The sequence below is a fragment of the Vibrio sp. 10N.222.48.A3 genome (genome assembly GCF_041475345.1).
Classification (GTDB): Bacteria; Pseudomonadota; Gammaproteobacteria; order Enterobacterales; family Vibrionaceae; genus Vibrio; species Vibrio tasmaniensis_A.
Window position 1 is genome coordinate 1 of the sequence record NZ_JBFRVX010000028.1, and the last position, 15019, is coordinate 15019.

13 protein-coding genes and 2 pseudogenes are annotated in these 15019 nt (G+C 39.8%); 5 read left to right on the forward strand and 10 right to left on the reverse strand.

The window, feature by feature from the left end; translation table 11 throughout:
* Window positions 1–2369 (forward strand): annotated as a pseudogene (locus AB4653_RS01055) (conjugative transfer relaxase/helicase TraI); the annotation flags it as partial.
* An 18-nt stretch (window positions 2370–2387) separates the two neighbouring features.
* On the opposite strand, the gene AB4653_RS01060 reads toward AB4653_RS01055, so the two are convergent.
* Window positions 2388–2747 carry a hypothetical protein gene (locus AB4653_RS01060; protein WP_016790675.1) on the reverse strand — a complete coding sequence of 120 codons (360 nt, stop codon included), beginning with the start codon at window positions 2745–2747 and terminating at the stop codon, window positions 2388–2390.
* Window positions 2748–3678: 931 nt separating this feature from the next.
* Here AB4653_RS01060 and AB4653_RS01065 point away from each other — a divergent pair.
* Complete coding sequence (locus tag AB4653_RS01065; protein WP_102258152.1) at window positions 3679–4914, forward strand: MFS transporter; 1236 nt, start codon at window positions 3679–3681, stop codon at window positions 4912–4914.
* Window positions 4915–5940: an aKG-HExxH-type peptide beta-hydroxylase gene (locus AB4653_RS01070; protein WP_102258151.1), complete on the forward strand. Its 1026-nt coding sequence runs from the start codon at window positions 4915–4917 to the stop codon at window positions 5938–5940.
* 358 nt (window positions 5941–6298) lie between these two features.
* Here AB4653_RS01070 and AB4653_RS01075 read toward each other — a convergent pair whose 3' ends face one another.
* The 7 genes from AB4653_RS01075 to AB4653_RS01105 all read right to left on the reverse strand — a co-directional run bounded on the left by AB4653_RS01075 (window position 6299) and on the right by AB4653_RS01105 (window position 11499).
* Window positions 6299–7225, reverse strand: a complete 927-nt coding sequence (locus AB4653_RS01075; protein WP_102258150.1) for a thymidylate synthase — start codon at window positions 7223–7225, stop codon at window positions 6299–6301.
* Window positions 7222–7566, reverse strand: coding sequence for a MazG nucleotide pyrophosphohydrolase domain-containing protein (locus AB4653_RS01080; protein WP_102258149.1), 345 nt, complete (start codon window positions 7564–7566; stop codon window positions 7222–7224). Before AB4653_RS01080 ends, AB4653_RS01075 begins: the two co-directional genes overlap by 4 nt.
* Entirely contained in the window at window positions 7563–8444 is an 882-nt protein-coding gene (locus AB4653_RS01085; protein ID WP_198592111.1) for a hypothetical protein, read from the reverse strand. The genes AB4653_RS01080 and AB4653_RS01085 overlap by 4 nt, the downstream gene beginning before the upstream one ends.
* A gap of 6 nt (window positions 8445–8450) precedes the next feature.
* The gene (locus AB4653_RS01090) at window positions 8451–9236 is read right to left on the reverse strand and encodes a metallophosphoesterase (protein ID WP_102258147.1); all 786 of its coding nucleotides are present in this window, start codon (window positions 9234–9236) and stop codon (window positions 8451–8453) included.
* Between the two features lie 4 nt (window positions 9237–9240).
* Entirely contained in the window at window positions 9241–9375 is a 135-nt protein-coding gene (locus AB4653_RS01095) for a hypothetical protein (RefSeq protein ID WP_258184164.1), read from the reverse strand.
* Between the two features lie 109 nt (window positions 9376–9484).
* On the reverse strand, window positions 9485–10303 hold the full coding sequence (locus AB4653_RS01100; RefSeq protein WP_102258146.1) for a DUF6602 domain-containing protein: 819 nt from the start codon (window positions 10301–10303) through the stop codon (window positions 9485–9487).
* 371 nt (window positions 10304–10674) lie between these two features.
* Window positions 10675–11499, reverse strand: coding sequence for a DUF2971 domain-containing protein (locus AB4653_RS01105; protein ID WP_102258145.1), 825 nt, complete (start codon window positions 11497–11499; stop codon window positions 10675–10677).
* 166 nt (window positions 11500–11665) lie between these two features.
* On the opposite strand from AB4653_RS01105, the gene AB4653_RS01110 reads away from it, so the two are divergent.
* Together AB4653_RS01110 and AB4653_RS01115 are read left to right on the forward strand one after the other, a co-directional pair.
* Complete coding sequence (locus AB4653_RS01110) at window positions 11666–12739, forward strand: hypothetical protein (protein WP_102258144.1); 1074 nt, start codon at window positions 11666–11668, stop codon at window positions 12737–12739.
* A gap of 195 nt (window positions 12740–12934) precedes the next feature.
* A pseudogene (locus AB4653_RS01115) lies at window positions 12935–13843 on the forward strand (IS5 family transposase).
* A 108-nt stretch (window positions 13844–13951) separates the two neighbouring features.
* Here the strand turns inward: AB4653_RS01115 and AB4653_RS01120 are convergent.
* Together AB4653_RS01120 and AB4653_RS01125 are read right to left on the reverse strand one after the other, a co-directional pair.
* Window positions 13952–14158: a hypothetical protein gene (locus tag AB4653_RS01120; protein WP_102258143.1), complete on the reverse strand. Its 207-nt coding sequence runs from the start codon at window positions 14156–14158 to the stop codon at window positions 13952–13954.
* A gap of 97 nt (window positions 14159–14255) precedes the next feature.
* Window positions 14256–15019, reverse strand: a 764-nt coding sequence (locus tag AB4653_RS01125; protein WP_372103119.1) for a DUF1566 domain-containing protein, incomplete at its 5' end; no start/stop codon positions are given.

Sequence of the window (15019 nt, forward strand, 5' to 3'; positions counted from 1 at the left end):
ACAGTCAGTCCAAAACAGTCAAATTGGGCGATAAAGAGCAGTTATTGTCACTCAGTGCCGGTAAACCCTTTGAGCTGGCCATGAGCCAAGGTCGCATCGATACCGCTTACATGACCGATATGGTACGTCCACAAAATGACATCTTGCACAATGCACAGCAAAACACCATTGATAAACAGCCGCTCAGCGCCCTAGACAAACTCCAGCAGCAAACCCCTGACACCCAGGGCAACAGCCAGCATGTCATTTCTACGCTGGATGAAAACGACAAAGACCGACGCAGAGCGCAGCTCACCGCCACAGAGAAGCTGCCTTATGTGGTCGCCAAAGACTATTTAGAGCGCACCCCCGAAACGCGAGACAACACACTGATTATCGCGTACACCAACCAGGAGCGAGACACCATCACCGAACACATCCGTGTCGGTTTAATGAAAAAGAGTGAGTTAGGCAAAGAGAACGTCATCGCAACGAGGCTACGCTCAATCGGCGCGACGGGGGAAGAGCTCACCACCATGATGCCGTATCAAAAAGGCTTGATACTGAGCACCAAGCCCGGTGAGTACGCGGCAATCACTCACGTGGATTCTGAGCATGGCGTAGTAACACTTCAAGACGCAAGTACAGGTAAGACAAGGCCGTTCTTACCGCGTAACCGTGATCACCGTTTCACCACCCTGTTCTCTACGTCAGAAAAGCCACTTTCAACCGGCGATAAAATCATCACCCGTTTTACCGATAAAGAGCGCGGCATTAAAGCCAACGTGGAGTACCGCATCACGCAAGCGAATACAGACAGTGTTATCGCTCAATCTAAGACAGGACAAACACTCAGCCTTAACCCTAATGCGCTTAAAGACGGGCACTGGGACTACGCCTACAGTCGAACCGCAGACATGGCGCAAGGATCCACCTATCAACACGTCATTAGCGCGATACAAAGCAAAGGCGCACTGACCAACTTAAGACGCGCCGGTATCGATGTGACTCGTGCCAGTCAGCACATTCGGCTCTATACCGACAACACAAAACAATTGGTCAAAAGCTGGCTCTCTAAAGAGAGCCATAAAGCCAGTGCAATAAAAACCCTTAACCAAATCCCACCCAAAGACACCACATACTTTAACCGTAATGCTCTGCCTCATGAGGACGTCCGATTCCAAAATAAAAGCGGTGACTTTGACTACAACACATTTAGGGAGCACATCAATACGCAACTACCCAAATACACCGAAAGTCTCGCCGTTCAGTTATTAGGCAAGCCTAACCAATCTAAATCAGACCGTGATTACTTAACCTTTGGCATAGGTCCTTCCGCGATTAAAGTGACCCTAACTGGAGAACATCGTGGGTATTTTAAAGACTACACCACAGGCGAAAAAGGCGCATTGATTAACCTTATAATGAGTCATAAGGAAATGGGCTATAAAGCAGCGATGAATGAAGCGAACAAGATGCTAAACGAACCGGACAAATATCAATTGGAGGAAAACAGTAAGCACGAAAAATTACTCAACACCACACCTAGGCATATTGCGCAGTTTGAAGAACGGGCTAAAGATTATATCAATCAAAGCTTACCGATGGATAACACACTGGCCCAAACGTACTTAAACAAGCTCGGTGTCAATAACATTGAAAATAACCAGGTTAAGTTCCACCCGGCGGTCTATTCATCCGAAGACAAATCCTTTCACCCTGCAATGCTAACCAACATCCACAATAAAGAAGGCGAAACCAAAGCCATTGAAGTGACCTATTTAGACACTCAAGGAAATAAAGATACCTCCCTAGACATTAACCCAAGAACCCTAGGCACAAAGTCCAAACAATTAACCCAATTCCATCAAGGAGAGAATTTAAATACCACCATCATCAGTACCTCAATTGAAAACTCATTCTTAATTCGAGACCAAACTCAAGGGCAGATTGACATTATCAATGTCAATCATAAGAACGACATTCAAAACATCTCCACCGATGAACTAAGACAGAACATCATTATTGTATTAAATCACGGCAACCACGATTTAAACCCGAACAACATTGAAAAAATCGTCGAGAACTTTAATGGCCGAGACATCCAATTCATGTCCGACGATAATCTTAAAGAGGACATTAAATCGTGCATTAACAAATTAGAGCGAGATAACAGCGCACATAACATTGAATTAAATGAGGCGCACACTTCTCATCAAGAGAGCGAATTAGACACCCTCAACTATAATGAGAAAAAAGAAACCGACAGCCAATCACTCGACCACTTTGAGCCAAAAGAATATTCACCTCAACAAGAGATGGAATTTAATCACTCAGAGAAAGAGAGTCAGTGGGAAGACAGAGAAATCGACAGAGAGTTAGAGCGATAATAAGAGGGTAGCCAATGGCTACCCTTTTTTTTCGCCTTCAAGATATTCATCGACGCTTTTATCAACCAAAGCGGTGTTGGATTTTCTTTGCTCAATCGAATCCGCTTTATTCTTATAATACCCCTCCCCATCAAAGCTATGCGCCAAATTTAAATTTAGCACGCCTTGTACCTGCCTAACTCTACGATACGTTTCTTCCATCAACTCACGGTTCGACGGCCGCTCATCGTCACTGTCATTCAGTTTGATACGCAACGCCAAGGTAAAAAGCTGACGAGTTGCCTCGGCATCACTTAACTTTTCTCTGTCTCTGAACTTCTTAAAATCTTGCTCTAGCTTCCCTCGAAGGGAGCTTTGTAAAGGGTAAGAACGTGACATAATTTAGCTTTTTCTCCTCAATGAATGTCAATGAAGCCCACCTTTAAGCCTCAATGAAATCCAATAAATTCTCAATGTAAACCCATTGTACTTAGTTTTGAAAAAACCGCTACAACCTTACCGATAAAGGGATAAATAACAATTTAATTAAATCCCATTGAATTTAGATTGAAATCACCACAATCCCTTACACAGAAAGGCGCCAATGATAATTCAATGTAATTACATATTTTCACACTGGGATTTCAGCGGCTAATTAGTTGAGATTTTGAAAATTTTTTCACGCTCTATTTCGCCTCCACTATTAAGCATAAGTCATTGTTTTTATAGGTTTTAAATTCATCACAGACAATCATTTAAATCGTTTACGATTTAGCGTGGTGTGTGGTGAAGAATTGAAAATACAGGGGCACTTCTTACAAAGTATCCGGTTGGTTTTTGTTTTCACTAAGAGCTTGGATTATCGATGAAAAACGCCCCTATTGAAAGGGGTTGGGGTGTAGATTTGACCACACTGTTTTTACATTAACACCAAATTACTCTTATACAGGGGCACTTTCACCCCCAAAATACAGGCTAGAAATAACAAGATTCTAGAACTACAATCGCGCCAACTACTCCGCCATCAACCCTCTCAAAAAAAATAAATTAAATTTAAATTATTAATCTCTAGCTCTTATACAATTTATTCTATTCTTGCTAAAGATATTAACACTGGCGAAAGAGATGAGAATGCACACATACACACAAAAGTTTAGTGACTCTCTATTTCCTCTGGTGCTCTTTAAATAAAGATTGATCCATAAAAAATATAAGGAAATGCGTCATGAAAAAACTAGATAAATTAAAACTATTTTCGGTACACCAAAGCGGCTCAGCAGTCCTAAAGGTCGTCGAAAACTAAACGTGATCTAGTAATGGAGGCTAGTTGATGAACTACTATCTATATATTTTTTCTCATCTGGCTTCCATTGTGGCTTTTCGAAGTACAACGGTTGTAATTATATGGGCGTTAGTACAATCTTTTGGGCAATCTGAGAATGTCGGATTTTTAGTTGCCATCATGTGGATAACCAACATTTTCTTCCTGCCTATATCTGGTTTTTTACTTGATATATACTCAAAAAAAACCATTATTTTAGTTTCTATTTTCGGTTCTCTCGTAGCTTCTATTTTATTGTCCTACAACTATGAATCATTGATAAGTTGTATTATCTTCGTCTCTATCTTGTCCGCTTTTAACAGTGCTATATCAGCAGCACCCAATAGTATTATTCCATTATTAATAGACAAGGAAGGTTTAACAAAAGCGATTGGTCTGTCTTCGACCTTGAACTCGCTACAAGTCATCATCGGTGTTGTAATTGGAGGGGGGGTAATTTACGCCATTGGTGTAGAGATTTCTCTTTATGTCACCACAGCACTCTACCTTACTTCACTAATTTTAATCCTATTAATGTCCTTCCCTAAAAAAAGCACAGAGTTCGGAGGGGAACATAATAAAGCTCTCCAATTAACACAGGGGTTCCGCAGCATTAAAAACCTAAAGCCAGAAGTTATGTTTTGTCTATCCGCACTGGTAGGGAACTTCATTCTAACTCCTTTAGTGTCAATTATAATTCCAATATATGTACTACGTGAACTCAATAACAATGTGGGATATGTCGTATTATTTGAGTCAGCGATAGCAGTAGGAATGATATTAGGAGGAACTATATCAATCAAAGCAACAACTATATTTAATCGATACCATCAAGTATTATTTGGTGGGTGTCTAATTGGTCTAGGGGTGTTCGCCTTCGCTACATTTGAAGATGCTTATATCAAAGTATTTGCTCTGTTCTGCTCAGGTATGGGTTTAACAATCAAGGGAATTCCCTTTAGCTCTTTGAGAGGTCACGCTGTGCCTCACGAATATAAAGCTCGAATTGAGTCAGCCATCTTTATGTTATGTATACTTAGCATTCCAATTGGTAGCCTAACTTTCAGTTATATACTGGATAACACACAACTTGATATCAATAACCTTGTCAGGGTTATGGGGGGGCTCATAATCCTTTCTTTAACATTTATTATTTTCTCAAAAGAGTCAGTACAAGCACTCAAACAAAACGATGACACTCTTGAGCACTATTACACACAACACTACCCAAAGGCATTTAGATAAATGGAAATTACAACGGTAAACTGGGCTATCCCTAACTCATCTAATGCTGATTTTATTATTAACCGAAATTTGGACTCCCTTACTAAAAGTTTTAATTATCTTCACCAATTCTCAGGCCTTAATGATACGAAACTTAAATCCTTCTTGGCTCAAAATAGAGAGGCTTTACGCAAAAACATGCCGCAAGCCCTTCTTTACCATGAGTTCATTGTAAGGAACGTGGAAGATGCAAAGTTTGAGCCTCAAAGAGTATTTAACCACATGTTAACTGAGCTAAAAGAGGTCAGCGATAAACCCCTCGAAATTGTGCCATTTGGTAAACGATACCAGATATTTACGAATGGCATCCTTCAAGCTCTGATAGCGGAAGATCATCTAAAATGTTATGGAGAGCATTTAGCAAAGAGAAATCAAGGCATAGTGTCACCTAGTAGTGAACAATTTCAGCACACTTTAGAAGAAATAAATAGATGCTTATCTTACATTAAGCAGTCCTGTTCTACTCTGTATAAAGAGGTAGAAACGGTGATATCTCAAATACACATTATGAGTTCACCTCATGTGAACGCTGGCAGCTATCTAAGTATGCTAGGGATGTTTAATATTCGCTATCTAAAAAGCGACGTTGAACACTGGAGTCGCCTGGCTGAACATATCATCCACGAAACCGCACACAACTTGCTGTACCAGCTATGGTATCAAGATAAAATCATAACAAACGATCACGGCCTATTTTATACCCCGTTTAGAAAAGACGAACGACCAATAAGCGGCGTTTTCCATGCTATGTTTGTTTTAGCGCGCACTATTTATGGGTTTAATCAGTTACTTGCCAATCCAGATATTGAACTAAAAAAAACCGATATAATCAGCCACTACAACGAAGCTAATAACAAGCTCTCATTCACAGATAAGTTTCTACAAACCGTTGAAGTCATCGACCGTTCCGAGAGGCTCACCAACTTCGGAGTAAATATAAGGAATGATTGTGTTACTCTGGTTGAACGGTGTAAATATCAGGTCTAATTTACCCCACTAATTTTCCATCACATATATACATAGGTATTTAACACGTTTCTGGACAAAAACGTGTCAGTTACTTTGCTAATTTAGAAAACAACGGATTAACTAAAGTATGGGAAACTTTGACAAGCAAAAAGCAAGACGCGACCCCATGAGTTCTATACCTATCAATCAGCATGAATTACCAACGAAGGCATTGCTAATGGTGATACCTGAGTGTAGGCCAGTATCACAAAATCCTGGCCAGACATAAGAAAAACGGCTATTTGGGGAAAATGATGTAAACAACTTGTTTTCCGGTTTCATTGGCTGTAATGCCAATAAATGCTAAAGCTCGCATGAGTTATACGCTAATAAACACTTACTCTTTCGCATACTTACTCAGCCAATCAGAAGTCAAGAAGTCTAGTACCGCATTGCCTGTTTTATTTTCAAAACTAAACAGGCTTTTACTACACCTAAACTGCTCATAATTTACATATGCTTCACGTAAAGATTTTTCTTGTATGCATGAAAACTTCTTTTGATTAATATTTTCAATTTCCGCTAAAATCATATATACGAGATCAAGAGTCTTATCACTTTCGGTGTCAAAAATATCCCCGGAATGCTTCAATACTTCTGTAACCGCCGCTATGTCTCTTTCATATAAATGCAAAGAATCTGTAAAGTGACGCTGATACCCAACTTCAACTCCGATTTTTTGCGCTAAGTAACAATGTAAAACTTGAAACACAAAAAAGTTATATGGAACGCCCCAGTGGATATCATTAGACCTATTTGTAACAGTAAAGTCCAAAGCACCATTTCTAATTTTTATCATTATTGATGTATTACATGGTATGTCCTTGGATGTGTTATTAATTAGGTCATCTGGGGAGTACATGTTCAGAATACATCGACGTGAATCAGGTGTGGTTTTTAGTTCTTTTATCACAAACTCAAGCTGATCATAACCAAAGTGATTTCTTAACCTATAGCCGTAAGCCCCATTGAGGCTCACTCCATCATCAGAGAAACTGTCATATGTTTTCAGATAGTAGTTCAATGTGTCTAAACTATTGAGTCCTCCAACAACCCAAGCAGCTTCAGCAATAGCAAAGAAAGGATTTAAAGCTCTCTTATTAAGAGTTAGTAAATTGAGCCTGCCAGGAGTCAACTCAAAAGCGACAGGGCCAAGATCATAGACCATTCCTACGCGAGAAGGAGTAGGTGAATTTACAGCTAAGCAGTCTTTGAGTGCACTTATGTATAAACGGTTACAACTATCACCTTGATATAGCTTCACTCTAAGCCCCCAAATCTCTTTTGGTTTTTGGCGAGTTTATTCAAAAAACCTTTCTCTAGGTCAACATCAAATTGATTAGCGATTTTTATCAGATAAATGAAAGTATCGACCAGCTCTTCATCCAGATCTGACTTAGAGTCATTTAAGGATTTATCTCCTCGAACGATCTTTTTCGTTAAGTTGGAAAACTCTCCTAACTCACCAAGCATACAAACAATCAAATGTTCAAGTTCCTGAAGGTTTGTTCCATCGATATCTGTATAGAATGATTTACCCTTAATTGAGGTTTGTTTGTCGAATTGCTTTTGTCGTTTACATATTTCTTTCAAGGTAAGGCTCATTTGGCAAATTCCTCAGCTATAAGCTTTAAGTTGTTAGATATTAAGCTACTCAATTCTTTGAGCTGATCATCATGAGAGTGCTGTTTTCGACATTCTTCTAACTGATTAATTAAACCTATAGTTATTTTTAACAAAGAAATCAGCCGAGGTTTATTTGCTTGATCCCATTCACCTTCAACAAGTTCGAGAATATGTTGAATAGAAGTACTACTTAGCACTGTTTGGACTTCGGCCATTTGTTCAACATGTCGTATAAATTTAGGTCGATCATCCTTCATCATATTAAGAATCTGATACTGGCTCATCAAATCTAAGTTCGGTTTCTCCAAAGGATTAAAGTTTGGTACGTGATGAGCTCGACAAGCTAGAATTACTAGTCTCACCGTAGTGAACGACAGTGATGACCTGGCGATTTTTTCAATATTTAATCTAATTTCTTCTAAGTTAATCCTCAAGAACGTACTAACTTCTAGGGCTCTCAAGTACACATTGCAATATAACGTTTCATCTTCAAGGATACTTTGAAACAACATAAAAGAAGGAATGGGACTATCTCCAGAGCCCATTATGGTTTTTTGGTCAATCAATGAATACAGTGCTCTATTACTAGATGGCTTTTCTTTGAGCTCATTAATAATATTATCTACACCATCAACCTTAAACTGCCCATGGTTAAAGTATAAGTTTTCTGGGCATTTATCAGCGTTCCACTGTTGCGCTTTATCTTGAACATCAGACAGTGCATTCCTTACGAGGTCTTGGGCAGGAAGCTCATAAGACAACAACAAATTAATCTTATAACCGTTTGCTTCGATCGCAGCACAAGCATCACTTGCAACAGTTTCAAGCGATGCTGTTTGTTTATATTCTAGTTCCAAAATAGTTTACCTCGCCAACTTTATAATCTTTACTTCTCTTCTCGCTTTTTCAAATACAAAGCTATCTATTATGACTTCATCATTTGTAATCTTGTAGTGATTAAACGCATTCAAATAACCCGACTGTTCAAAGTTGCCACTTCGTGCTGAAATTACAGGGGTAGAACTCTTTCCTAGGTGGTAACGTTGCTCTGTATGCTGATGTCCATGAAGTGCTAAACAGAATCTGTTTTTCTCCATAAACTGAACTAAATCATATCCATTCCTAATTGCAGACGTATCACCGTCAAACTGACTAATAATATGATGATGAAAAACGAGAATTTTTTTCATATCACCATACTCTGATAGATCCACATCAAAGCAACGGTCATCCACCAATCCAAAAGTGTGATTTAAATGATAAGAACTATTCAATACCACGAAAAGCATGTCTTGGATGGCTATAACTTTATAAGTATCATCGCTGAAATCTAAATTGTGATCACGTCTAAGCCCATATACAAACCTGTCAAACGCTTGAAAATCGCCATCAACAATGTCGTGATTACCAGGGCAAATACACAAGTTTTCTTTATTTATTTTGCCAAGAGACATTAGATCACCTACAAAAGTAGAGGCTATTTCATAGCCACAAGCTTGCCCTTTTATCGTTATGTCGCCGCTAATAACGATAACTGGGTTATCTGTATTTTCTAAAATATACTTAGACAAAGCTTCAGAAAGCTCTCTTTCACTAAATGGAGCTTGTGCATCGCCAAAGTGTAAATCTGATAAGTGAATGATTTCCATAGCGCTAAGCTCCTGATTTTATGGAAATAGTATCACAATTAATTGGGCGATATGCACCGAGGTATTCCTTCATATTAGGTACAGCACTGTCTTCTAATGGCTTTAACAAAAGCTCAGTATAACCTTGTTCTATTTTCATATATTCCTCAAAAGAGATAACGCTGTTTTAAGCTGAGAGTAATAGCTTGCTAAAATGTGAAACGAAGTGGACCCAGCAAGCTGTTACGAGTCCGTCTTGAAAACCTTTGTTAGGCCTTATTGGATAGAGCATCCCAATAAGCTCTATTAAGAGGCCCGCCCCATTCAATTGGTAGAAGTTCAATCCAGCCGAGTGCGTGAAGTAACGTAACAATACCGATACCAAATGCATCGCCTTTTACCTCTTCAATTGCCAAACTAAACCAGTAATCCTCATCGTAAAAGAGAGCGCTTTTTATCCCGTCAGAGCCAAGGTTCACAGTTTGTGTAGCTACTCTATCTTCCCCTAATATCATGAGGTCAGGGTTACTAGGATCTACCATAACTTTATCAGGGAAAAAACCATTTGAACTCTTAGAAATAATAGCGCAAAAGGGCTGGTTCTTTCGCTTAGGAAAATTCCTTGGCCAATCTCTAGGTTTATTATTATAAATAGGTCCATTTGTTTCAAAGTCAGGGTTATTTTTCACAGCGCGCTGCAAGATAAGGTTTTTTACGGCTCTGACTTGAGACAATGCTTTATCAAATACAAGTTCATCATTTATAGAGTTTTTACATTCAATATAAGAATATACAGCTTCAATCGGAATTTGTTGTTTGATAGAGAAATTATTTCCATGCATCGGTCTAAGTACAGGAAAAGACATTTTATCAAAAATGATAAGATCGTCTCCGGCAAGCTCACCACTTTCGCTAATTACAAATCCTCTGCAGACACCAAACTTTTCAGGTAAAAAATCCGATAACAGGTGGCACATAGCTATTTCAAATTCATCTCCTAAGTCAAAATTATAGATAGCTTCAATATCATTTAATCTTGCAACGACTTTCTTTGATAGACGCTGAATGTATCCATTATAACTAGTCATATATACTCTGAGGCCTAAAGCTTATTAGACGAAACTTTCCCGTGTTTGCATTCCATCTATGATGCTGGCACACATTATGAAACTCAATTAGCATCAACCTGTTATGTGAATCGAAAGAGGATTTCGGGGTAGAAAAACGGAAAGTTTCCGTATAAGCGCCCAAAGTACGGATTAGATTAATTGGGTCTACTGCAATGTTCGCCAGACGGTAAGTTCATTGGGACTAACAAAGTTTGGGGCACTTTCGAGTTAGAAAGTGCCACGAGTCAAAATTCAGGTCTATGAAGCCTCTGGACACAAATTAGTTAGTGCAATAGCACTAAAGTTATCCGAATAGATAAGAAAAAGTATCTTGAAACCTTACAAGCTCGCTAACTGTACTGTTCCAAACGCTGAGCCTCAAGTTTCCAAGACCTAACATCTGTACGACAGCCGTTTACCTCAATGCCTAGGTTAGCCCAACCTTGCAACGTGGCTTGGAACTCTTCATGTGAGAAGTTTTTAAAGTGCGAAACTTGTTTATAAGCGTGGCGACCAATATAAACTTTAACGAACGATTCTTGCGGAACACTTAAACAAGGAATTGTACGCCCTTCACCCTCGATTAAAATTTGATTCCAATTTCCTGAATGGTTTGAAAACTCAGCGGGTCTTCGCTTACTTACAAAATTTCCGTTTGAGTCAGTGATGTCTTTTACAACCCTAACCTCCTCTTCGTAACCCCATTCTAAGGATTTATGCAAAAACGCACGAGACAACAAATTATACGAATGAGGCTCAAAATGGGATAAAGCTAAATTTTCAGCCAAAATGTCCATATTCACAGGATGGAACGGCTTTGTTGCTGAGTATATTACATCCCCAAAACTCACTGGAATTGAGGATGTATCAGGATCGGTTAAACCCGCTTTTTCACAGTCAATACCAATCACAACCCCCGTATGCGATTGACCATAATGCGCCCACATTAAAGAGTTTAACGGCTGTCTTGTTAACGACAAGACACCAAATTTAGCTGACAAACGTTCTTTAATTGCATTCACAACCAAATTGTCTGTCATACCATGATTATCCAATGCGCAAATTGATGTACCCTCAAAGGGATCATTTAGGTCTAAAACACGGCTGAAACCTAAGGTTGACGACTCAATCATGGAGATTGCAGCCTGAAAGCCTACATATTTGTATAAGATCATTTACTACCTCTGAACTTCAATACAGTTAACGCTTATTAGCCGACTCACAGCTGTTTTCTTCCCTCTATGATGCAATCATTTTTATACCAGTTCAATTAACAATCCAATAAGTAATTGATAATGCGGTATAATACGCTACTTCTCTGCTTAGACGGATACAATACAAATGAAGAATGTTGTGTGGCTAATTACTCTAATCGTTGCTGTTATCTTTGGCTCGTCATTAGCTGCGGTTACAAATTACGGAGACTTAGCAACATGGGTTGCAGCTGCTGGCACTGTTGGAACATTAGTCTTCTTAGCGACGCAGCATATGCAACAAATGAATCACAATCTAGAGCGTTTTGACTTTGAACGTCAGCAATGGCTAACTCAAGCAGAAAATAGTCACTTTGATAATTTTGATAAGCATCTTCAGGAGATAGTAGAAGCTGAAAATTTTGAGATTACTTTTCAGTTCAAAAGAAAGCTACATAAGTCGCTATTTACAGACTATATTTCAAAAGAATTTAAGCCCACTATTGAGCCGCATAACCTACAAACTGGGTTCCCATTATTCGAAGTTGAGCACCATATACATGACTATCAAAAAACAATTATTGAGCACTCTGAAGTAAGCCCTGATATTTTAAACATTGATTATGGTATTAGTTCCGCTTTCAAATCACTGCACGTTACATGCTTTAGGCTGTATGGGGTAGGTGATATATCAAACACTACCGACCCTAGTTTCAAACCCGTAACTCTCAACATACTGCAACCAGTATCCTCTTTGTTCTTAATCGGTCGTGTCTCGTCTCGATTACATGAGTATTGCAAGTTGGAAAAGGTTCCAATTCCAAATCGAACAACTTTCTTCAGCGAAAAGGGGTTCATTGACGCTTTGTTTGACTACGGCTACTCAGATGAAAAGCCGAGCTATATCCATCTAAATACTGGTCCTTTGGATGTACTAACAGTCCTTTATAAGACAAACCAAGTCATAAAGTCTATTGACGTTAAAAACTGCACTTTAAATGAACTGGCTGATAAATGTAGCTACTATCAATTTTTCAATGCTGGGAAATGCTACGTAGGCGACCCCAATAACCAATCGGATGTTAAGAAATATTTACAGCACATAAGTCATTTGTTCAATCAATTAGTCGTGTCTCAAGGACTATCATTAGACCATCTTGAAATCATAAATGGGCATCGTGATTACCTGTCTAATCATTTTTCTATACATGAGATAGATTAGCAGCATGTATGGGGGCAGGTCTTGATTGTTACCATACATTACTTTTTACATATCCAAGCTAGTGAACTTTCTGGAACAACAATTCGTACTGAAGCTCATTTTGGGGCATTTCTGAGGGGCGTTGTTGCCTAAATCAGTTGAACCTTTTCTAATTCCTGCGATCTGATCCTATGTGGTAGTTAAAACGGTGGTAACATGGGTAAGGCTAAAAAGAAAATAACTAACTGGGCTGAATACAATCAGGCTCTGCGCAAGCGTGGCTCTGTTACGTTTTGGATTGATGATTCAGCCGTGGATGCATGGCAATGCAAAACCCATCACGGTAAACGTGGTAGAGGCTTCCAGTATTCTGATACAGCGCTTGAAACAGCTTTGATGATTAAGGGTATCTTCTCCCTACCTCTGCGTGCTCTTCAAGGTTTCATCGACTCTATTTTTGAACTAATAGATGTCCCTTTGAGTTCTCCATATTACACTTGTATAAGCAAGCGTTCGAAGACGGTTCAGGTCAAATATCGTAATAAATCTAGAGGGGCTATTCGCCATATAGCCATTGACTCAACTGGTCTCAAAGTTTTTGGTGAGGGAGAGTGGAAGGTGAAAAAACACGGGGCAGAGAAACGCAGAACATAGCGCAAACTGCACTTAGCTGTTGATGTCGATACCCACGAAACCATTAGTGCAGAAGTCAGTCTTGTTAATGTTGGCGATAGCGAAGTACTACCGACATTACTTAATCCTTTACGCAGAAAGGTTCACGCAGTATCAGGCGATGGCGCATATGATACCAAACATTGCCATGAGACTCTGAAAAAGAAAGGTTGTACCCCGTTGATACCACCTCGAAAGAATGCTGCGCTTTGGGAAGAGAGTCACCCCAGAAATGAAGCGGTAAATGCGCTTAAGAATGGCAAAATAGCGGAGTGGAAAGTACAGTCTGGTTATCACGATCGCTCAATATCCGAGACTGCGATGTCCAGATACAAAGGGCTAACGAGCGGTAAATTGAGTTTGAGATGTTACAACGCTCAAGTGGGTGAAATCATGGAAAATGTCAAAGCTATAAACAAAGTTATAACTATAGGTATGCCTGTTAGAAGCTAACGGTTAGCGATAGACGGCGTAGCTTTGTCTCTAGATTGATTTGATCAACAACGCCGTTAACTTGAATAGTAGCCATAATTTTTAATTCAGAGTTGAGGGACTACCATTCTAACTCAAGCTCACCATGTTGGAGTCATGACCCAATTTCTTAACCTTTTTCTTTAACACCTTCAATGTCGGTAATTGGTCCTGTTTAGATACCCACTGCTGCCAACCAAAGAGTGATTGCTCATAGAAACGTACAAACATCCCCTCTTTTATGCCAACAATACGTTGACTGCTTTCAACCAATGCTAATTTAGTTTCAATATTCACTTATCTTCCCCCCCCCCCTAAAAAAGTGCCAGATGCAACTCTGGCACTTCAAAAACTAAAATTAAAAATTAAAACGTTAAACTCTAAACGCTCAACTTTAAGGATTTGAGACGCAAGATACGTAGCCCGTGAGGCTCGGCTGGTTGCTGAAGACGTAGCCATTGACGAGGTCCACGTCGTAATAGAGAGAACCATCAGGAGTCACCGACCAATAGTAGTAGGTGGTCGGCCAACCGCGCGCGATAAACATCGGGCCGAATGCGTCGTATAGCTCCGTTTTTAACTCGTCTCTTGTTGCTAAACGCCAGTTAGTTCGTCCGCCGAGACTATGGGTGTTGTAGGTAGTACACAGTGCATTTGCGTTATTCCAGTCGAATAGATAAAAAGCACCACCAACTGGGCCGGAATTTCCGTTTTCAGTATGAGTACCGTTTGTAGCACTACCGCCAATGCTGTCTAGATAGGCCGCTGATGGTGAATTGGTAAGCAACTTACCACTACCTCTATCGTAGATATCAATACATGTACCAGCCAAGTTACACACATTCACCTCCACCGTATTACTGGGGATGCCATCTTTGATGGCCGTGAGTGTCGTACCACCCGTTTCAACCGCAGACAGTAAACCGGTTGATGACACGGTTGCCGTCGCTGTATCGACAGGAGCCCACGTCACTGAGCTAGAGACGTCAGACGAGGTTGCATCACTGAATGTCGCTATGGCGATTAACTGGTCAGTCTGACCTTTCGCAATATTCACAGGCGAAGGGGTCACTTGAATGGCAGTAATGATCGCTGCCGACACATTCACCTCCACCGTATTACTGGGGATGCCATCTTTGATGGCCGTGAGTGTCGTAC

Coding starts and splice junctions, on each gene's coding strand:
- AB4653_RS01060 (WP_016790675.1), bottom strand. CDS start 2,747: ATGTCACGTTCTTACCCTTTACAAAGCTCCCTTCGAGGGAAGCTAGAG.
- AB4653_RS01065 (WP_102258152.1), top strand. CDS start 3,679: ATGAACTACTATCTATATATTTTTTCTCATCTGGCTTCCATTGTGGCT.
- AB4653_RS01070 (WP_102258151.1), top strand. CDS start 4,915: ATGGAAATTACAACGGTAAACTGGGCTATCCCTAACTCATCTAATGCT.
- AB4653_RS01080 (WP_102258149.1), bottom strand. CDS start 7,566: ATGAGCCTTACCTTGAAAGAAATATGTAAACGACAAAAGCAATTCGAC.
- AB4653_RS01090 (WP_102258147.1), bottom strand. CDS start 9,236: ATGGAAATCATTCACTTATCAGATTTACACTTTGGCGATGCACAAGCT.
- AB4653_RS01095 (WP_258184164.1), bottom strand. CDS start 9,375: ATGAAAATAGAACAAGGTTATACTGAGCTTTTGTTAAAGCCATTAGAA.
- AB4653_RS01100 (WP_102258146.1), bottom strand. CDS start 10,303: ATGACTAGTTATAATGGATACATTCAGCGTCTATCAAAGAAAGTCGTT.
- AB4653_RS01105 (WP_102258145.1), bottom strand. CDS start 11,499: ATGATCTTATACAAATATGTAGGCTTTCAGGCTGCAATCTCCATGATT.
- AB4653_RS01110 (WP_102258144.1), top strand. CDS start 11,666: ATGAAGAATGTTGTGTGGCTAATTACTCTAATCGTTGCTGTTATCTTT.